Annotated in this window: 20 protein-coding genes; 4 read left to right on the top strand and 16 right to left on the bottom strand. The window is 50.8% G+C overall.

Annotated features, from left to right (window positions below; translation table 11 throughout):
* Positions 1 to 6 precede the first annotated feature (6 nt).
* From HRQ87_RS11830 to HRQ87_RS11810, 5 genes are all read right to left on the bottom strand, one after another.
* Positions 7 to 291, bottom strand: a complete 285-nt coding sequence (locus tag HRQ87_RS11830; RefSeq protein WP_174138547.1) for a DUF4212 domain-containing protein — start codon at positions 289 to 291, stop codon at positions 7 to 9.
* A gap of 85 nt (positions 292 to 376) precedes the next feature.
* Positions 377 to 1,060: an adenylate kinase gene (locus HRQ87_RS11825; RefSeq protein ID WP_174138545.1), complete on the bottom strand. Its 684-nt coding sequence runs from the start codon at positions 1,058 to 1,060 to the stop codon at positions 377 to 379.
* Between the two features lie 4 nt (positions 1,061 to 1,064).
* Positions 1,065 to 3,041 carry an acetate--CoA ligase gene (gene acs, locus HRQ87_RS11820; protein WP_174138543.1) on the bottom strand — a complete coding sequence of 659 codons (1,977 nt, stop codon included), beginning with the start codon at positions 3,039 to 3,041 and terminating at the stop codon, positions 1,065 to 1,067.
* 696 nt (positions 3,042 to 3,737) lie between these two features.
* Positions 3,738 to 6,146, bottom strand: a complete 2,409-nt coding sequence (locus HRQ87_RS11815; RefSeq protein ID WP_174138540.1) for a GcvT family protein — start codon at positions 6,144 to 6,146, stop codon at positions 3,738 to 3,740.
* A gap of 93 nt (positions 6,147 to 6,239) precedes the next feature.
* Positions 6,240 to 6,692, bottom strand: coding sequence for an iron-sulfur cluster assembly scaffold protein (locus tag HRQ87_RS11810; protein ID WP_174138538.1), 453 nt, complete (start codon positions 6,690 to 6,692; stop codon positions 6,240 to 6,242).
* A gap of 48 nt (positions 6,693 to 6,740) precedes the next feature.
* Here HRQ87_RS11810 and hisI point away from each other — a divergent pair, with 48 nt between their 5' ends.
* Positions 6,741 to 7,118: a phosphoribosyl-AMP cyclohydrolase gene (gene hisI, locus HRQ87_RS11805; protein ID WP_174138535.1), complete on the top strand. Its 378-nt coding sequence runs from the start codon at positions 6,741 to 6,743 to the stop codon at positions 7,116 to 7,118.
* Here the strand turns inward: hisI and gluQRS are convergent.
* From gluQRS to HRQ87_RS11750, 11 genes are all read right to left on the bottom strand, one after another.
* Positions 7,108 to 8,019: a tRNA glutamyl-Q(34) synthetase GluQRS gene (gene gluQRS, locus HRQ87_RS11800; RefSeq protein ID WP_246252157.1), complete on the bottom strand. Its 912-nt coding sequence runs from the start codon at positions 8,017 to 8,019 to the stop codon at positions 7,108 to 7,110. The genes hisI and gluQRS overlap by 11 nt on opposite strands.
* Positions 7,986 to 9,341 (bottom strand): methylenetetrahydrofolate--tRNA-(uracil(54)-C(5))-methyltransferase (FADH(2)-oxidizing) TrmFO, encoded by a 1,356-nt coding sequence (gene trmFO / locus HRQ87_RS11795; protein ID WP_174138533.1) that lies wholly within the window; start codon positions 9,339 to 9,341, stop codon positions 7,986 to 7,988. Before trmFO ends, gluQRS begins: the two co-directional genes overlap by 34 nt.
* 103 nt (positions 9,342 to 9,444) lie before the next feature.
* Entirely contained in the window at positions 9,445 to 9,843 is a 399-nt protein-coding gene (locus tag HRQ87_RS11790) for a hypothetical protein (protein WP_174138531.1), read from the bottom strand.
* Entirely contained in the window at positions 9,840 to 10,226 is a 387-nt protein-coding gene (locus tag HRQ87_RS11785; protein WP_174138529.1) for a response regulator, read from the bottom strand. Before HRQ87_RS11785 ends, HRQ87_RS11790 begins: the two co-directional genes overlap by 4 nt.
* Complete coding sequence (locus HRQ87_RS11780; RefSeq protein ID WP_174138527.1) at positions 10,216 to 11,091, bottom strand: CheR family methyltransferase; 876 nt, start codon at positions 11,089 to 11,091, stop codon at positions 10,216 to 10,218. The genes HRQ87_RS11785 and HRQ87_RS11780 overlap by 11 nt, the downstream gene beginning before the upstream one ends.
* Before the next feature lie 23 nt (positions 11,092 to 11,114).
* Positions 11,115 to 11,582, bottom strand: coding sequence for a chemotaxis protein CheW (locus tag HRQ87_RS11775; protein ID WP_174138525.1), 468 nt, complete (start codon positions 11,580 to 11,582; stop codon positions 11,115 to 11,117).
* Between the two features lie 4 nt (positions 11,583 to 11,586).
* A complete protein-coding gene (locus tag HRQ87_RS11770; RefSeq protein ID WP_174138523.1) occupies positions 11,587 to 13,662 on the bottom strand; it encodes a chemotaxis protein CheA in 2,076 nt (691 codons plus the stop codon).
* 12 nt (positions 13,663 to 13,674) lie between these two features.
* Positions 13,675 to 14,043: a response regulator gene (locus tag HRQ87_RS11765; protein WP_174138521.1), complete on the bottom strand. Its 369-nt coding sequence runs from the start codon at positions 14,041 to 14,043 to the stop codon at positions 13,675 to 13,677.
* On the bottom strand, positions 14,040 to 14,312 hold the full coding sequence (locus HRQ87_RS11760; RefSeq protein ID WP_174138519.1) for an STAS domain-containing protein: 273 nt from the start codon (positions 14,310 to 14,312) through the stop codon (positions 14,040 to 14,042). The genes HRQ87_RS11765 and HRQ87_RS11760 overlap by 4 nt, the downstream gene beginning before the upstream one ends.
* 123 nt (positions 14,313 to 14,435) lie before the next feature.
* On the bottom strand, positions 14,436 to 15,389 hold the full coding sequence (locus HRQ87_RS11755; protein WP_174138516.1) for a glucokinase: 954 nt from the start codon (positions 15,387 to 15,389) through the stop codon (positions 14,436 to 14,438).
* A gap of 7 nt (positions 15,390 to 15,396) precedes the next feature.
* On the bottom strand, positions 15,397 to 16,425 hold the full coding sequence (locus tag HRQ87_RS11750; protein WP_174138515.1) for a LacI family DNA-binding transcriptional regulator: 1,029 nt from the start codon (positions 16,423 to 16,425) through the stop codon (positions 15,397 to 15,399).
* 257 nt (positions 16,426 to 16,682) lie between these two features.
* On the opposite strand from HRQ87_RS11750, the gene HRQ87_RS11745 reads away from it, so the two are divergent.
* The 3 genes from HRQ87_RS11745 to HRQ87_RS11735 all read left to right on the top strand — a co-directional run bounded on the left by HRQ87_RS11745 (position 16,683) and on the right by HRQ87_RS11735 (position 20,320).
* On the top strand, positions 16,683 to 18,038 hold the full coding sequence (locus HRQ87_RS11745; RefSeq protein WP_174138513.1) for an ABC transporter substrate-binding protein: 1,356 nt from the start codon (positions 16,683 to 16,685) through the stop codon (positions 18,036 to 18,038).
* A gap of 65 nt (positions 18,039 to 18,103) precedes the next feature.
* Positions 18,104 to 19,081, top strand: coding sequence for a carbohydrate ABC transporter permease (locus HRQ87_RS11740; protein ID WP_174138512.1), 978 nt, complete (start codon positions 18,104 to 18,106; stop codon positions 19,079 to 19,081).
* 15 nt (positions 19,082 to 19,096) lie between these two features.
* The gene (locus HRQ87_RS11735; RefSeq protein ID WP_174138510.1) at positions 19,097 to 20,320 is read left to right on the top strand and encodes a carbohydrate ABC transporter permease; all 1,224 of its coding nucleotides are present in this window, start codon (positions 19,097 to 19,099) and stop codon (positions 20,318 to 20,320) included.
* Positions 20,321 to 20,330 lie beyond the last annotated feature (10 nt).

The following is a 20,330-nucleotide window of genomic DNA, read 5'->3' as shown; positions in this document are numbered from 1 at the left end:
TTATCCTTATTCTTCGTCCACGCCGTGTTCGGCGTCGAGCTTGTTCATCCGCCAGGCATAGAAAAAGATCAGTGCCAGGAAGACGAGAATGGATCCTTGTTGTGCAAACCAGAAGCCCAGATCCGTTCCGCCAACTGCAATGCCAGACAGCATTGGACGCAGCAGGATGCCAAAGCCAAAGGACACAAGGGCCCAGATGATAAGACAAACGATGATTATTCTTATATTTGCCGACCAGTAAGAACTTGCGTCCTGTGCTGCCTCGGTTTTACTTGAGGTTTGATCCGCCATGTGGCGCTCCTCCCTTTCTCTCTCTCTGTTGGTTTTCCCCATTATATCAGACGGCCTCCTCCTTTGGCCGCCTGCCCAGTTTTAGTCAGGTAGATGCCTCTTTGGCAATCTTCCCTAGATCAATGGCAATCGTATCTATTGATCCCATCGCATCGACACGCCGCAGCGCGCCTTTTCTGTCATAGTAATCAATCAACGGTGCTGTCTGCGCATGATAAGCGGCCAGACGGGTGCCGACGGTTTCTGCATTGTCGTCGGCGCGGCGCTTCATTTCGGTTCCGCCGCATTTATCGCAAATGCCGTTGATGGCGGGTTGCTTGTAATCGTCGTGATAGCCTTCGCCGCAGTTTGCACAGGTATAACGACCCGATATACGGGTGACCATTGCGGCATCGTCCACTTCAAGCGAGATCGCCGCATTGATACTCTGGCCGGTCTTATCCAGCAGATCATCCAGCGCTTCGGCTTGTGCTGTGGTGCGGGGAAACCCATCAAGGATGACCCCTTTGTACGTATCGGGTTCGGCCAGCCGATCTTTCAGAATGGCCAGTACGATATCATCGCTGACCAGTTCACCGGCCTCCATGACCGTTTTGGCCTTTTTGCCCGCTTCTGTGCCAGCCGCGACGGCTGCGCGCAGCAGATCACCAGTACTTAACTGCACCAGACCGAATTTATCTTGCAGCATTCGGGCTTGGGTACCTTTGCCCGCACCCGGTGGGCCAAGCAGGATCAGAACAGCGGATTTTGTCAATGTTTCAGCATCCATTATCCTAGCCCTTATTCATACGGTTTTCGATCAGATCATCGACAACCGATGGATCAGCCAGGGTCGAGGTATCGCCAAGGCTGCCATAGTCATTTTCGGCGATCTTACGCAGAATGCGTCGCATGATCTTACCCGACCGCGTTTTTGGCAGACCGGGGGACCACTGTAGCAAATCTGGCTTGGCAATGGGGCCGATTTCGCTGCGCACCCATGTCTCAAGCTCTTTGCGCAGCTCATCAGTCGGCTCGATCCCGTTCATCAGCGTCACATAGGCGTAGATGCCCTGGCCCTTGATATCATGGGGGTATCCGACCACGGCGGCCTCGGCAACCTTGGCGTGAGCGACCAGTGCGCTTTCGACCTCGGCCGTGCCCATGCGGTGACCACTGACGTTGATCACATCATCCACACGGCCTGTAATCCAGTAATCGCCATCCGCATCCCGGCGACAGCCGTCACCGCTGAAATAATAGCCTTTGTATTGTTCAAAATAGGTCGACTGGAACCGGTCGTGATCGCCCCAGACGGTGCGCATCTGGCCGGGCCAACTGTCTTTCAAGCAAAGCACCCCTTCGGCGGCGGTTGTGGTGATTTCTTCGCCGGTTTGTGGGTCCAATACGACAGGCTGTACCCCAAAGAATGGCTTTGTCGCTGATCCGGGTTTTAACGCGGTTGCGCCGGGCAGGGGGGTCAGCAAGTGACCACCGGTTTCGGTTTGCCACCATGTGTCGACGATGGGGCATTTACCCTTGCCCACGACATCATTGTACCAGTTCCAGGCCTCGGGGTTGATGGGCTCGCCGACGGTGCCAAGCAATTTCAGATCGCTTAGATCGCATTTTTCCACCGGCTCATTGCCATGCGCCATCAGTGCGCGAATGGCGGTGGGGGCCGTGTAGAACTGGTTGACTTTATGCTTTTCGCAGACCTGCCAGAACCGGCTGGCGTCTGGATAGGTGGGCACGCCTTCGAACATCAGCGTGGTGGCACCATTGGCCAGCGGGCCATAAACGATATAGCTGTGGCCAGTGACCCAACCCACGTCCGCGGTACACCAGAAGACATCGCCATCGTGATAATCAAACACATATTGATGCGTCATCGCGGCATAGACCAGGTAACCACCGGTGGTGTGTACCACGCCCTTTGGCTGCCCGGTTGATCCGCTGGTATACAGCACAAACAAAGGATCTTCGGCACGCATTTCAGCCACGGGGCAGTAATCATCAGCCTCAAGCAGCATTTCGTTATAATCGTAATCGCGCCCCTCGATCCAAGTCGTTTGTCCGCCAGTCCGCTTGACCACCAGAACCTTGACGCTGTCTTTGCAATGCAAAAGCGCCTGATCCGTGTTGGACTTCAACGCCGTTTCACGACCACCACGTGGGGCATAATCAGCGGTGATCACGACCTTGGCGTCACTTCCGTTCACACGGGCGCCCAAGGCATCGGGTGAAAATCCTGCAAAAACAATAGAATGGATCGCGCCGATCCGCGCACAGGCCAGCATGGCATAGGCGGCTTCGGGGATCATGGGCATATACAACACAACACGGTCGCCCTTGCGCACGCCCATGTCTTCCAGAATATTACCCATCCGACAAACCCGGCGATGCAATTCGGCATAGGTGATATGCTGGGCATCTTCTTCGGGATTGTCGGGTTCAAAGATAATCGCGGTTTGATCTGCACGGTCTTTTAGATGCCGATCAATGCAATTGGCTGCCACATTCAGCGTGCCGTCTTCAAACCATTTGATCGAGACATCGCCAAAACTGTAATTTGTATTCTTCACCTTTGTATAAGGCTTGATCCAATCCAGCCGTTTCCCGTGTTCGCGCCAAAACGCTTCGGGGTCTTTAACAGATGTTTCGTACATCTGTGCGTATTTTTCAGCATCGACATGCGCGTTGGCTGCAAATTCGGCAGATGGCGCGTACACGGGCGCAGATGCGCCCTTTTCTTGCGCTTGAGCTGTCATAGTCTCCTCCATTCGTCATTATCTGGATGCCTGATCCCGCGAACCGATGCGTTTCAGATCAAGCGTCCTCCCCACTCGTGACGATACTGTTTTCACATGGCCCATACACACCATGATCTAGATCATGTTTTCCAAACCTACCCATGTTTGGAAAAAGGCTAACCGCAGCCTGACATTGACGCGATCTTGTCGGATTTAAGATGTCATGAAAAGAGCACTTTAGACTTATGTGCAACCTGTTTGCCTTTTTGCGGTTCGTTATTTCCAAGAGAACCTAGCAGGAGTGACGCAGGGTTCCGAACTAGACCAAAGTCGTAGTTGCGCAACTAAATTACGCGAGCATGATTTGTCATAAAAGATCGCTAGTTGCGCAATCTCAAGCACGACTTTGGCATTTTTTAGTGAAAAAAGTAATTTACGCCTATAGAAACTGCGTCTACCTAAACATGAATGAGCTGACATTATTATCAAAGTCATTATCGAAATCCTGATCATCCGCAATATAAGTCAGATAAATAGCATACAGCAAAAGACGTTCGGTCGACATGGATTCGGCGCAATAGACGAAATTATCCCGCTGCCACTTATACCCGTCTTGCAACTTAGTAATGGCAACTATTCGGTTATTTTCGAACGTCTAATGCGATCTCTTTATCGTGATCGTGAATCTCACTTTGAAACACGCCACAGACCTTCTTACCCCCGCATACGCGCGCCGTCGGCATCAAAAAGCGGTTCTGTGATCAGTGTCGCATCACGCATTTCGCCCAGAATTTCGATTTGTACGTTCAGGCCCGCATTGGCGTGATCCGTGGGCACAAAGCCCATGGCAATCGATTTTTCCGGCCAGTGAGCGTATCCACCTGACGTACAAAACCCAACAACATTACCATCCAAAAAGATCGGTTCATAGGCAACGACATCTGCGTCGTTTGCATCAACCTCAAAGGCACACAGCTGTCGGTCAGGAGGATTGGTACGCTGTTTTTCGGCCATTTCACGACCGATGAAATCAACGTTTTTCTTGAAGCTGATAAAGCGGTCCAGTCCGGTTTCCGCGGCGGTGTAGTCGGGGGAAAATTCACTGAGCCAGGACCCGAAGAATTTATCCAGCCGCAGCGACATCATCGCGCGCATGCCGAAAGGTTTGATATCAAAGCTCTGACCTGCGTCCCAAAGCGTGTGCCACAGGCTGCGCTGGCTCATGACATCGCAATAGATCTCAAAGCCCAGATCGCCGGTGTAGCTGACGCGCTGGACGGTGCAGTCGACCATGCCTACGGTCATCCGGCGCACATCCATAAAGCGCATGTCGCTGATATCCTGCCGGGTGCAGGATTGCAGCAGCTTGGCCGCATTCGGCCCTGCGATCTGAAAGCCGGTGCGCTGATTGCTGATATTTTCAATCTTCACACCGTCTTCCGAATGCTGCAGGAACCAGCGGTGGTGGAAATCCTGCGCGCCGTAGCTGGCGGTCAGCTGGAATTCATCATCGCTTAAACAGCTGATCGTGAAATCCCCGATCAGGCGGCCCTTGGGCGACAGCATGGGCGTCAGGCTCATCCGGCCGGGGACGGGGATGCGGCCTGCCATGATCCGATCCAGCCAGTCGCGCGCGCCTGCGCCCGTGATGCGGAATTTGCCGAAGTTGTGGACCTCGTTTATCCCGACCGAGGTGCGCACGGCGCGGACTTCGCGCTTAGTAGCCTCCCACGCGTTTGAGCGGCGGAAGCTGGGGGTTTCATAGCGTTCTTCGCCAGGGGCGGCGAAGTAATTCGGCACCTCAAGCCCGAACTGGTGGCCCCAGACCGCGCCCATCTGATCAAAGATGTCGTACATCGGCGTCGTCTGGAACGGCCGCGCGGCGGGCAGTTCTTCGTTGGGGTAGGTGACGGAAAAGCGGCGCTGATAATTCTCGATCACCTTGGGCCGCGTGTAGCCGGGGGTGACCCACTGGCCAAAGCGGGCGCAGTCCATGGCAAAGACGTCACGTTCGGGCTCGCCCTCAACCATCCATTGCGCCAGCGTCAGACCCACGCCGCCGCCCTGGCTAAAGCCCGCCATGACCGCGCAGGCCGACCAATAGTTGCGCATGCCGGGCACAGGGCCGACCAGGGGGTTGCCGTCGGGCGCAAAGGTGAAGGGGCCGTTGATCACCGATTTGACGCCCGCACGCCCCAGGACGGGGAAGCGGTTATAGGCAAATTCGATGCTGTCTTCGACCTTTTCCAGTTTGTCGTTCAGCAGCTCATGCCCGAAATCCCAAGGGGTGCCGTCGACCGCCCAGGGCTCACACGGTTGTTCGTAGAAACCGATGCAAAGCCCGCGCCCCTCTTGCCGCAGATAGCTTTCGCCGGCGGGGTCCATCACATGGGGGTGTTCGCTGTCGCGTTCATAGATTTCGGGGATGTCGTCGGTGACCAGATACTGGTGCTCCATCGGGTGCAGCGGGAAATAGATGCCCGCCATTGCGCCCACTTCGCGCGCCCAAAGGCCTGCGGCGTTGACGATATGTTCGGCATGGATTGTGCCCTTATCTGTGACCACATCCCAGGTGCCATCGGGGCGCTGGTTGGTCTCGATGACCTTGCAGTGCAGTTCGATCTGCGCGCCGTTCATCCGCGCGGCCTTGGCATAGGCGTGGGTCGTGCCCGACGGGTCAAGGTGACCATCCAGTGGGTCGAACAACCCGCCCACGATGCCATCCAGATTGGTGATCGGCGCGATCTTGGCGATTTCTTCGGGGGTGACGATTTCGGTTTCCAGGCCCATATAGCGATGCTTGGCGCGTTCCGCGACCAGCATGTCAAAGCGATCCTGATTGTCGGCCAGCGTCACGCCGCCCACATGGTGCAGGCCGCAGGACATGCCGGTGATTTCCTCCAACTCACGGTAAAGGCGGATGGTATAGCCCTGAAGCGCGGCCATGTTGGTGTCACCGTTCAGCGTGTGAAACCCGCCCGCAGCATGCCAGGTTGATCCGCTGGTCAGTTCCGACCGTTCCAGCAGCATCACGTCGGTCCAACCCAATTTCGTCAGATGATACAAAACCGAACAGCCAACGACGCCTCCGCCGATAACGGCAACACGGGTGGTGGTTTTCATGGGCGCGCCTCCTTGATGCTTTCATCAAAGAATTACGTCATATCTGCGGGTCGGGTTGCTTGTGGGCGACAAAAGATGTCGTTTCCAGAACCTCTAAGCGCAGGCCGATTTCTTGGCTTCGGTCATTGCTTCGACTACGGCATCCAGCGCCAAAAGAATTGATGCGTGGCGGTTTTTATAATCCCGCGCTGGTATCAGCACCTCAAGCCCATCAAAGGGTTTAGCCGGTGCAGGGCCGTTTGATTTCAGCATTGTCTTCAGTTCATCGCGCGCTTTTTCGACATAAGCCAAAGTGCAGCCAATAATATTTTGCGCCACCACAGACGCTGCAGCCTGACCTAAAGCACAAGCTTTGACGTCCTGTCCAAAATCCACAATACGGCCATCTTCAACAATAATATCCACTGTAACGGTTGATCCGCACAGCGGTGATCTGCGTTTTGCCGTCGCTGACGGCGCATCCAGCCGAGCAGTGCGCGGAATTTCAGCTGCCAACGCAAGAATACGCGACGAATACAGCTTGATCATGTCAGTTTCGGCACTCATGGCTTTTCCTTTGGTCGATTTTTGCATAAATAATCCGTTCTGCGGCACATGCAAAAGGTTTTCGACATGTCATTTGATCCATCCACACTAAAATTCAACGCAGACGGGCTGATTCCAGTCATCGCACAACAGGATGGCAGCGGTGAGGTTTTAATGATGGCATGGATGAATTCTGAGGCGGTTTTGCAGACTCTGCAAACCCGGCGCGTCACATATTGGAGCCGTTCGCGTCAGTCTTTCTGGATCAAAGGTGAAACCAGCGGACATGTCCAAGATCTGGTTGACCTGCGCGTAGATTGTGATCGCGATTGCCTTTTGGCTGTTGTTAATCAAACGGGACCAGCGTGTCATACCAATAGAAAATCTTGTTTTTACAGCGCAATACGCGATGAAGGTGAAGTTGAATTGATGACGCCTATGGTCTAAGGCCGACCTGCTTGCGAATGTCACCTGCCGTTGCGCCGTTATCCAGATATTTACGAATAGCCTCGGCATCGTGACGCTTTGCAAGGCGTTTACCTGTTTTGTCGCGGATTAACTTGTGATGATGATAAACTGGTGTTGGCAGATTAAACAGTTTTTGCAGGATCACGTGAATTTTTGTCGCCTCGAACAGATCCTGGCCGCGGACAACATGCGAGATTTTTTGAAATGCGTCGTCCAGCACAACAGACAAATGATATGATGTGCCCAAACCAGTACGAGCAATGACAATATCGCCAATCTTATCGATAACCTTGTCCGCGCTGAAATCAACTGTGGTCTTTGTTCCTTGGCCCTGTTCAATAAAGGCAAAGTCTGTGGTAGCCAAATGCGCAATTGCCTTACGCATATCTAGGCGCAGTGTGGTGGCGGGTGGCACCAGGAACACGTCATGTTGATAATTACGGCAAGTACCCGGATACACCACACCATCAGGGCCTATAATGGGGGCTGCCCCTTCTTGCGGGGCGCTCGCGGCGTCAAGAATATCGCGACGGTTACATGTACAAGGATAAATAAGCCGCTTGTCCCATAAGGACTGGATCGCATTGCGATAGGCATTCAATCTGCCTGATTGACGCAAAACAGGCTTTGGCCATTCAATACCAAGTGCCTTTAGATCACGGAAAATCCAATCTTCCCATTGGGTGCGGGCACGCGACTGGTCGATATCTTCGATCCGTAACAGAAATTCACCCTTATTTTGCACGGCTAAATCATGCGCCAGCATCGCCGAATAGGCATGCCCCAGATGCAAAGGCCCGGTTGGGGATGGCGCAAAACGCGTTCTGAAAAGTGTATCCGCTGCCATCAGGCTGCGTTCAAGGCGCCTTGGTTCAGCCATTCGGTCCAAAGGGTCTTCGCGCGATCCGTATACGCTTTATAGCGGTCTTTACGTCCTTTGCGCCCGGCTTTCAAACCGTCAACCGGGGGGAAAAGACCGAAATTAACGTTCATAGGTTGAAAGGTTTTTGCATCAGCGCCACCGGTAATATGTGCGATCAACGCCCCCATTGCCGTTTTCCTTGGTGGTAAGGCAAGTGGCATTCCCAATAGTTCGGCTGCCGCAAACCTGCCTGCCAAAAGCCCCATGGCGGCACTTTCGACATAGCCCTCGACACCCGTGATCTGGCCTGCAAACCGAATATGCGGTTTGGATTTCAACCGCATTTGATTGTCTAGCAAAATAGGAGAATTCAAAAATGTATTTCGGTGAATGCCCCCAAGCCGAGCGAAGCGGGCATCTTCCAAGCCCGGGATCGTACGAAGAACTTCGGTTTGTGCACCGTATTTCATTTTTGTCTGAAATCCGACGATATTAAATAAAGTGCCCAGCGCATTATCGCGCCTTAACTGAACCACGGCATAGGGCTTGACGTCAGGTTGGTGTGCATTGGTTAGACCAACCGGCTTCATTGGTCCAAACCGTAGTGTCTCACGGCCGCGTTCGGCCATGACTTCGATGGGAAGGCAGCCGTCAAAGTAACCTGCTGTCTCGCCCTCTTTGAATTCAGTTTTTTCGGCAGCCAGAAGTGCGTCGATAAATGCTTCGTATTGCGCGCGGTCCATTGGGCAATTCAGATAAGCGGTGCGTTCTGCTTCAGTCTCGCCCTTGTCATAGCGCGATTGCATCCAGGCTTTCGACATATCGATACTGTCGGAATAGATAATTGGAGCGATCGCGTCGAAAAAGGCTAATGCTTCTTTTCCGGTTTCTGCCTGCAAGGCATTCGCCAGATGACCCGATGTCAATGGACCGGTTGCGATAATCCAATGACCGTCTTCAGGCAATTCGGTAATTTCGCCATAAGAAACCTCAACATTCGGCATCGCTTTAAGCGCTTCCGTAACGCTTTGCGCAAAGGGATTTCGGTCAACGGCAAGTGCACCGCCGGCAGGTATGCGATGTTTATCGGCTTTCTTCATGATCAAACCATCAGCGGCGCGCATTTCCCAATGCAATAATCCAACGGCGTTTTGTTCATCATCATCTGATCGAAAGGAATTTGAACAGACCATTTCAGCCAGATGGCCCGTCTGATGCGCAAATGTTTCCACATGCGGGCGCATTTCATGCAAAACAACCGAAACACCCATGCGTGCGGCTTGCCAGGCGGCTTCAGATCCGGCCATTCCGCCGCCCACAATATGTAATTTATCAACCATAAAGTGGATTTACGTCAGCGAATGCGGTTTGAAAAGTCTCAAATGATTATTTGAGATTGTGTCGCAGAATTTAATATGAGTTTTCGTTGAAAGTCAGTCTGTTCTAAAACCACTCAATTGCACTGGTTTCCTTTGTTTCAGTGCTATAGTCAGATTTCGGATTCGAATTGAATAAGCGTTCCTTGAGACTTGTCAGCTTGACGCTTCCAAAATCAATTTCCTGAAAATTACAACAAAATTCAGCCGTTTGCATTTTCAGTTGAATTGATTTCTGACACTCTGACAGATCTGCAAGCGTTTGTTGTAATAAATCAAGCGATTGCATCGTTTCAATACAAAGATCATCTGTCGGCGGCATGCGTTCAATTAACACCACTTCAAGTTGACCAACTGTCTGTAATAACGTTTGCAATTCGATTGCAATGCTACCAGACAGATGAGCAAGATCGACTGTTTTAAGCAACGATGCATCACTTTCAAATTTATGATGCTGAACACTCATAGCCGTCCAACAACCGCTTCGATGCATTGTAAAAGCTGTTTGGGTTCAAACGGTTTTTTCAAGCAATTGTTCATTCCAAGTTTCTTGCCGTGTTCAATGATTTCCTGTTCTGCACGACCTGTAATCAGGATAAAGCCAATTCCCTTTGTTGCCGCATTTTGCCGCAAAGCGTGCAGAAGGTGAAGACCATCCATATTCGGCATATTGTAGTCTGAAATCACAAGGTGGGCTGGCGACGCGGCCAATGATTCCAGCGCAGATGGTCCATCAACTGCTGTCGTCACGTTTGTCACACCAAAACCGTCCAAAGCTTGGGTAATCAAGCCGCGGCTTGTCGCCATATCATCCACGACCAAAATGCGAATTTTATCCCTAAGCGCCATTTTTTTTCCTTTTTACGTTAGCCTGTTTTGGAAGCGTGGTTTTGCGATACGTGGTGACGCCAACGCTTTGCATGCCATCGATGTCCTGATCACCCAAACGTTCGGAGTGGCCCAACAACAACCATCCTTCAGGATGCATCACGTCTTTAAACTTTTCCCAAAGCTTGCTTTGCGTTTGCTCATCAAAGTAGATCACGACATTCCGACAAAAAATGACATCTATTTTCTTTTTCATCGGCCAGTCTGAAAGCAAGTTCAATTCGCGGAAGGCAATAAGATCTTGCAACGCTTTGGACATCACATATCCACTTTGATTATTTGATGATGCCGGCGAAAGATGTTTGTCACGATATTTGCCAGGAATACCTGAAACATCTGTTTCAGAGTAAAACCCACGCCGTGCGGTTGCGATCATATTGGTATCGATATCGGTCGCAAGGATTTTGATATCCAAATTACCGATGTTTGATACGCAATCTGCAAGCGTCATTGCGATTGAAAATGCCTCTTGTCCACTGGAACAGCCCGCAGACCATATTCGTACAGACTGCCCATTTCGCGCTTTATTCAAAAGCTCTGGCAAGATGTCTTCGCGCAATGCATTGAAGTGGTGATCTTCTCTGAAAAACGAGGTGACATTCGTTGTCAAAGCAGAAATCATATGCTTACGTTCTTGCTCACCCTCGGGTGACGTCACATAAGCATGGTAAGCCCCAAAATCTGCGATATTCAGCCGGCGTAACCGGTTGCTTAGTCGCGAATGAATCATGGATTTTTTACCGTGTGGTATCATTAATCCAGCTTCAGAATATGCAAGATCCGCCAGTTGCACAAAATGCGCATCTGGAATTGTCTGTGCCGTCATTTGGGATGATCCATTCGGTGTCATCAGGCTGCTTTGCCTTCGGTGCGGGGCATAATCGAAGCCAGATCAAGCAATCTGATCATGCGACCTTCGACCAGGGTCAGTGCGTTGACAAAAGCTGGACCTGTGTCTGTGCCAATTTCGGGCGGTTGTTGCATTTCATTATGTGGTACCGCAAGAATATCGATAACGGCATCAACCAAAAGCCCGACTGTCTGATCAAACATATGCACGACAATTATAACGTCCCGTTCAGATTGTTCTGATTTCTCAAGTCCCAGTCGCGCACTCAGATCAATGATTGGTAAAACTGTTCCACGCAAATTAATGACCCCCCGCACATAGCTTGGGGAATGCGGCAACGGTGTTGCCTTTGTCCAACTGCGAATTTCCCGAACTGACATGATATCAAGGGAATATTCCTGTTCGCTGATGCGAAAGGACAGCAATTCAACATCACCTGTTTCTTTTATAAGTTCCATTTCAGCCATGTTTTCACCCTGCAATCGCGAATGGGGCGTCGTCAGGTGCAGCACCTAGGGACGCGTTTGAGATGATATCTGTGGGGTCAAGGATCAAAGCTATCTGTCCGTCACCCAAAATAGTTGCCGCAGCAACACCGGGGACACGACCATAGCTTTCTTCAAGGCCTTTGATGACGACCTGACGTTGATCTTGAATAGTATCGACAACAAGTGCGGCGCGGCTTCCGTCTTCCTGTGAAATCAATAGAACAACAGCGCCTTCGTAAGATGGCAGCGCATGCCGATATCCCAGTTCTACGCCAAGATCCAACAAGGGAACAAATGTGTCACGGTTGCGTACCAGATGTTTGTTTGGACCAAGTTGTTCGATATCATTTTGAGTAAGCGCAAGTGTTTCCGCAATTGAATTTAACGGCACTACCATTGCCTGATCTGCAACGTTAATGACCATGCCATCCATAACCGCAAGTGTAAGTGGCAGACTTATCGTGAATGTTGTGCCGCTTCCGGGGGTTGAGGCAATCGATATGCGCCCGCCAAGTGACTGGATTGCACTGCGCACGACATCCATTCCCACACCACGACCGGAAAGATTTGAAACCTCGGTCGCTGTTGAAAATCCAGCCGCAAAAAGCAAATTATCTGTCTCAGCGTCGCTGAGTTGAGTATCTTTCGCGATAAGCCCTTTTTCAATAGCAATTTGCTGAACTTTAGGGCGGTTGATACCTGCGCCATCGTCGCTGATTTCAATGATGACACGGCCGGATCTGTGGATAGCGCTTAGCTTGACAATGCCTTGTTCGGGTTTTCCAGCAGCAACTCTGTCGGCGTTGCTTTCAAGACCGTGGTCAACGGCATTTCGGATCATATGCGTCAGCGGATCTGAAAGACGTTCAATAACGGTTTTATCAATTTCGGTATTTTCACCTTCAGTGACGAACTTAACGTCTTTGCCGATTGCTGCTGACGATTCACGTACAATTCGCGACATACGCTGAAAAAGAGATTTAATGGGTTGCGCTCTGATCATCATGACGCTGTCTTGAATATCGCGTGTCAGACGCATGAATTCTTCTAATCCGGTCGCAATTTCCGAGCTGCCTGGAATACCCGTGTCTGATATGCTTTGTGACAGCATTGCCTGGTTAATTACCAACTCACCGACCAGATTGACCAACCTGTCCACGCGTTCCAGGTCGACACGAACTGTCGGTTTTGGCGCAGCGGCGGTCTTGGCTTCAGCTGGTGCGGAAGGTGCAGTTGCTGACAGTGGCACAATGGCTTCGGATACGGTTTCGGCCACGGGCTCAAGCGGAGCAAGATCGGGTAATGCCGGAAGATCAATATCGTCTTCGATCTTCAGATCACAAAGCCCTTCAACAAATTCAAAGACTTCCTGTACTGCAGTTTTTTCGGCGTCTGTCTCAAGGCGCAATGTCCAGCTTAGATACCCTTGGGCGATGTCCATATCTTCGATGATAGGAAGTGCGCTTGCGTCACATGTGACTGTAATATTTCCAAGTTCGGCAAGGGTACGAAATAGATGCAGGGGTTCATTGCCTGACGTAAATAATTCTGCTTCGGGTTTAAATGTGATTATGAACGCGTTTTTTTCTTCAGCTAGATCCGCGAAATCAAACGCCAAACCCATGGGTTGAAAATCGATGTCGGCTTCCGGCTCTTCCTCATCAGAGGATCCTGCGACTTCTTTAAGCGCTGCGTATGTGGCTTCAGTCAGGGATTTTTCAATGGGCTCATCGTCACGGGACAGCCGCACAAGATCAGATAGAATGTCGCCTGATTGAAAAAGAAGACGCATCAGATCAGGTGTAATTTCAGTTTCACCAGATCGAACGCCGTCCAACACCGTTTCATAGCTGTGGGCAAATTCGACAAGCTGGTCCAACCCAAACGCACCTGCACCGCCTTTAATAGAATGAACAGCTCGAAAAACGATGTTGATGGTTTCAGGATCAGAATCGCCAGACCCCAATGCTTCAAGGCCATCTTGAAGTGATTCAAGAAGCTCTTCGCATTCGATGAAAAACGAAGCCCGGATTTCGGCCATTGGGTCGGTGCTGGTCATCGACTGTCCTTCCTATCCGGCAACCATTTTAAGAGCGCGCACAAGTTTCACAGGATCGAATGGTTTAACGATCCAACCTGTTGCACCAGCTTGTCTGGCGCGTGCTTTCAGGGTTTCCGCGCTTTCGGTTGTTAGAACCAAAATGGGAATGCCTTGATGCTTGTTTTGTTTGCGAACCGCATCAATGAAACCAAATCCATCCAGCTTGGGCATATTGATATCTGTGATGATCACATCAGGGGGCGTCATGTCGGCCAAGACTTCCAGCCCATGTTCGCCATCTTCCGCCAATGTCGGTTCAATACCTGCCTGTTTCAGGGCAATTGAAATCATGTCGCGCATCGTGCGACTGTCATCTACAGCAAGGACACTTAAACTCATGTTGCTGTCTCCGTCGAAAAGTTTGAATCAAGCCCAAAAAGAGCCAATTGTTCTGTGCAATCTGTACTTAGATTTTCCAGGCGAAGGGTTGTATTAGCGGCGTCCAGTTTTTGTTTGCACGCCAATATCACTTGTAAACACTGCGTTCCGATATGGGTCACGCCGCTTGCATCAAGAACAACGTCACCGTCCATAGGTGACAATGTTTTGTGAAGGCCTGGTGCCGCTTTTACATCCAGGCGCGATGGCAGCAGAATAGTTTCAGCCATTGTCACTCTCGTACGGATATCTTGTCAGCATCTTGGGAATCCCCTTTTCGTCCTGTGAGACAGGTTTAAGGGGCTGAGTTTTAAGAAATCGTTTCTAAAACCTAATGGATGCGTTCGCGGATTTTATCTTTTTGACAGGTATGACGCTGCCCCATTCAGGGCTGCAAAGTCGTCATGGACTATAAATATTTGGAAATGGGACATGAATTCACTGAAACGCCCCTTGTCCTTGAAGGCATCATAAAATCCAAATTGTATCAAATGCGATGTAAATGCCCGAGCGACGCCACCCACGAAATATAGACCACCATGGGGCAATTGTGTCAGCGCCAGATCCCCGGTGATATGTCCCAGAAGTTTGCAAAACAACTTTCCAGCGGCGGCCTGGGGGTTTTTGTGACCAGCGTCACAGGCCTCGACGATTTCTTTTGCGGTGACATCCGGGTTTGCGGTGCCTTGGGCCATCCAGCGATATATATTGACCAGCCCACGACCTGATACGGCATCTTCGACAGAACAAAATCCATGATCGGCCTGAATGAACTTAAACAAAGCAAGTTGATCATCTGTCGCGGCCGGCAATTGAATGTGACCGCATTCAGACGCAAGCGCCACGACACCTTTTTCCGTCTCGACAACAAGGGCCGCATTGAAACCTGTCCCAACGCCGACAACCAGCTTTGGACCGTCATGCTGACTTTTGCCTGGCGCAATCTGATAAAGCTGGTCGGCCGGCAACTGATCAAGCGCATGCCCTTGTGCCTGAAGATCATTCAGGATTGTAACATCATAGGCATTGGTGGCCGCTTTGATCGACTGACATTCAATATCCCAGTCCAGATTGGTCATCTGTGCGCGATTTTCCTGAACAGGGCCTGCAACAGCCAGACACACTGCGTCGACATCAACGCGATGACCGTCAAGATATGTCTTCAGGATCACTTCAAGATTCGAAAACTCCGCATTTCGAAACCGCTTGATGCTGTCCTGGCGAACAGTATTTTCATGAACCAATGCCACGCGGGTATTGGTGCCACCGATATCGGCAACCAATGACATGTCTTTCGAGGATTTCATGAAAATTTTAGTCCTTAGGGGCAGGTGCCGTTGATTTTCCAATGACGAGCTGTGCTTCCAGCAGTCTTTGCTGCGGACCCAAGCCCGGATTGGCGATCATTTCAAGTAAAAGTTCGGCCGATATGCGCCCGGCTTCCTGTACGGATGATCGTGTCGCGGTGAAAACGGGCACCTCATTACCATTGCGGAAATAGCTAAGGGCGTCATCATAGGTGATTACAGATATTTCGCGGCCCATCACTTTGCCACTTTCTTCAATCGCGCGGCGTACCCCATAAGCTGTGATGGTTGAGGCCACTAAAAACGCAGTGGGCGGGACGTCAAAGGCGAGCATATCTTTGGCAGACACATAGCCATGAACTTCTGTCATGTCGTCGGACCGCATAAGATCAGGCCGAACATCAACGCCCCGAGTTTTCATCGCACTTAGAAAACCGTCACGACGTTTTTTCGCGAAATCTATGTTTTCATCGCCGTTCACAAGGGCAATTCTTGTATGCCCCAAGTCCAGCAGAAATTCAGTTGCGCGCTGAAAGGCCTGTTCATTGTTCACATCAACCCAGGCATAATCAGAACTGCCGCGGGATGATCGGCCATGTACCAGAAAAGGCAAATCAAGCTGCTGTAGTAAGGGGATGCGTAAATCGTTGACCTTAGGGGCATGAATAATAATGCCGTCAATTGTACCCTTGGCTTTCAGATCACGATACACGCGCGCCTCTTCATCGTCAGAAACAATTGACAACAGCATGTCATAGCCATTTTTCGCATAGGTTTCGCCGGCACCGGCAATGAAATCAGCGAAAATCGGGTTAACTAATTCAGTTTTGGTTGAGGTTGAAATAACGTGACCGATGGCCATTGATCGCCCCGTCGCAAGGCCTTTGGCGCGGGTGTTCGGACGATAGTTATATTGCTCAGCGGCTTGCAGGACACGCACGCGGGTGGCTTCACTTACCTCTGGATAGCCATTTAGCGCGCGGCTTACCGTTGTTTGTGACAATCCAAGATTTTCAGCCAGTTCTTTCAAATTCATAAGATAACACACCAAAGCGCTTTTATTACCTGTCTGCAATATCAATCTAAAATCATTCGGTCAAAATAAAATAATACCTACATCGTCTTTCTGCAGCTGCAAAGAAAGTCCTGTTTTAAAAAGTAATTCAACCTAGGGCATTGACAGATGGTTAACGCTAACGTCACTTTGGGTGTTAACCAAAGCGCTTTCAAATGATTCCGGCGTTTTGGACTTTTTTAAAATGCAGGGGAATCTCTGCGATCTGGGAGGATATCATGAAACATCTGCTCTGTTCGGGGGCCGTTATATGTGCATTTGGCTTAAGTGCGTCACAAGCCGTCGCCGATTTGCCATTTGACATCGGTTATGGGGATTTCAACTGGGACAGTTATACTGCGTTTGCAGATCAATATGACCTTAGCGGACAAATAGTCACAGTAACTGGCCCTTGGACCGGTGCTGACAATGATCTTGTGACGCAAGTTCTGTCCTATTTTGAAGAGGCAACCGGGGCAACGGTCAACTATTCCGGCTCCGAAAGCTTTGAAAACGATATCGTCATTTCTGCACGCGCCAATTCTGCACCAAATGTTGCGGTGTTTCCGCAGCCGGGTCTGGCCTCAGATCTGGCGGGGCAGGGACTTGTGGCCCCCCTTGATGACGCCACAGCTGACTGGCTGACCGAGAATTATGCAGCCGGCGATTCCTGGGTTGATCTTGCGACATTTGCGAATGAGAGCGGTGAAGATCAGCTGTTCGGTTTCTTTTACAAAGTCGACCTAAAATCGCTGGTTTGGTATTCCCCAGAACAGTTTGATGAGGCTGGCTATGATATCCCCCAAACGATGGAAGAGCTGAAAGAGCTAACCGATCTGATCGTCGAAGATGGTGCAACCCCATGGTGTATTGGCCTGGATTCGGGCGCTGCCAAGGGGTGGCCTGCCACCGATTGGGTCGAAGATATGATGCTGCGGACGCAACCGCCTGAAGTCTATGACCAGTGGGTCAGCAATGAAATTCCGTTTGATGATCCCCGCGTTGTGGCGGCGATCGAGGAGTTCGGATATTTCGCGCGTAATGATGACTATGTTGACGGCGACGCATCTTCGATTGTCACAATCGATTTTCGCGACAGTGCAGGCGGGTTATTCACGCTTCCGCCGAAATGCTACATGCACCGTCAGGCGTCTTTTATCCCGACATTCTTTCCTGACGGAACTGAAATGGGCGTGGATGTCGATTTTTTCTACTTCCCATCCTATGCCGAACAAGACTTAGGTAACCCCGTTCTTGGCGCGGGAACGATGTGGTCGATCACTAACGACAGCGAAGGCGCCCGGGCGCTGATTGAATACCTGAAAACACCCATCGCGCATGAAACGTGGATGGCGTTGTCCGGGTTCTTGACCCCCCACAAGGGCGTCAACACAGAGCTTTATTCAAACGATACAAACCGCGCTTTGGGCGATGTATTGCTGAATGCGACGACATTCCGATTTGATGGATCCGACCTTATGCCGGGTGAAATTGGATCGGGCGCGTTTTGGAAAGCGATGATCGATTATAGTTCAGGTTCAGACGCGGCCACTGTGGCTGGCGAAGTTCAGCAACGCTGGAATTCAATCCAATAAGACTTTATCACGGGCTGCACGATCAGCCCGTGACCCCTTGAATTCAAAACCAAGGAGATCGCGCCATGTCCCCGCTTTTGCAAGGTGTATTGACGATCCTGATCGGTGTTGGTGGGTGTGTTGGGTATTTTTATGCCTCAAACCTGTTTCTGGATAAGGTGCTTTACCCCGCATCGGGTCCGAACATTGGCCGCAATATAAATCGTGCCAACAGAATTCGACCATGGCTGTTTCTGATGCCTGCGGTTTTGGCCCTGGGCCTTTATTTGGTCTATCCTGTGGTCGGATCGTTCTACAGGTCGCTGTTCAATCGCGCAGGCGATGAATTCATCTGGTTTGGAAACTATACATCAATGTTTGGCGATGCCGAATTCCGCGAGGCTTTCGTGAACAATCTGCTTTGGGTTCTGGTTGTGCCTGCAATGTCGACTTTTCTGGGTCTTCTGGTCGCACAACTGACCGACAGGCTAAGCTGGGGCAACATCGCCAAATCTTTGATCTTTATGCCGATGGCGATTTCTTTTGTAGGCGCATCACTGATCTGGAAAATGGTCTATTCGAACAATCCCGATATTGGTTTGATTAATGCAATCATTGTCTTTTTTGGTGGTGAGCCGGTCGACATCATGCTGATCCCGTTTTGGAATAACTTCTTTCTGATGGTGATCCTGATCTGGATCCAGACGGGCTTTGCCATGGTCATCCTGTCAGGGGCGTTGCGTGGTATTCCCGAAGAAACGATAGAGGCGGCGATCATTGATGGCGCTGGCCCCGTACAGATTTTCTTTAAGATCAAAGTGCCGCAAATTGTTGGGACAATTATGGTTGTCTGGACGACAATCACCATCCTTGTGCTTAAGGTTTTCGATATCGTTTATACGATGACGAGCGGGAATTTCGGCACCCAAATTCTGCCCAGTTATATGATGAGTTACATGTTCCGTGACGATGGACGCGCGACGGCTGTGGCCTTTGTGATTATGTTGGTCGTTTTACCTGTGATGATCTGGAACATTGTCCAGGCCCGCAAAGAAATGCGCTAGGGAAAGGATCACGATATGGATAATAATGCAGGAACCAAATCCAGCCTTGGTTGGGCGGTTAATATAAGTGTTGTTGTACTGGTCTTGCTTTGGCTGATCCCAACAGTGGGGTTGCTAGTGTCTTCGTTTCGGGATCGTGATCAGATCAGCGCATCGGGGTGGTGGCAGGCCCCTTTTTCCGTTGATCTGACTTTTCGCGGACGTGCCTCGACCAGCGGTATGGAACAGCAAAACGGGCTTTACGTGATCGAAGGCAATATCTTTGCAGATGCTGAAGTTGCAGACAGATTTCCCGATGGCGAAGGAACAGTGATTGCCTTTGGCACGCGCGGGGCAGCACCTTCGCAATATACCGCTGGTGAAACGGTTGAATTGCGTCGCGGCGGCACTTTGACTGTGAACACTGATGGCAGCTTTCGGGCAGAAAATGCAGAAGAGTTTTCTGGCCAGGGCCCACGTATTTATATTCTGGCGGAAACGCCGCCAGATCTGACGTTGAATAACTATGCCACTGTTTTGACGGGCAAAAATGAACTGGAACGCAAAAACGCTATTGAGCAAGGGCAGACGTTTCGACAACTTTTATTTGCCGACGAAGGGTTGTTCATAAACTTTGTCAACACATTCACCGTTACTATTCCTGCCACGATCATCCCGATCCTGATTGCTGCGTTTGCCGCCTATGCATTGGCATGGATGGAATTTCCGGGGCGCGGTCTGTTGATTGCGGCTGTCGTGGGCTTACTGGTTGTGCCGTTGCAGTTGGCATTGGTGCCGCTTTTGAACCTGCATAATCAGGTGGGTATCGGGCAAAGTTTTGTGGGCATATGGCTTGCGCATACCGGGTTCGGACTGCCGCTGGCGATTTATCTATTGCGAAATTACATGGTCGGCCTACCGCGTGATATTATCGAAAGCGCCAAGGTTGACGGGGCCACTGACTTTCAGGTTTTCATGAAAATCGTTTTGCCCCTGTCATTTCCTGCATTGGCCAGCTTTGCGATTTTCCAGTTTCTTTGGACATGGAATGATCTGTTGGTGGCGAAAGTGTTCTTGCCATCCTCGGCCGAGACCAAGGTGATGACAGTCAAAATCGCGGATGACCTGCTTGGCTCACGCGGAGGGGATTGGGATATTCTGGCGACAGCGGCATTTGTGTCAATCGCTGTCCCGCTGATCGTTTTCTTTACAATGCAACGTTACCTGGTGCGCGGCCTATTGGCTGGTTCGGTAAAATAAAGGGTTCTGA

Source organism: Parasulfitobacter algicola (genome assembly GCF_013315265.1).
Classification (GTDB): Bacteria; Pseudomonadota; Alphaproteobacteria; order Rhodobacterales; family Rhodobacteraceae; genus Parasulfitobacter; species Parasulfitobacter algicola.
The sequence above is the reverse complement of the archived record's forward strand: the minus strand, read 5'-3'. Positions and strand labels throughout refer to the sequence as shown.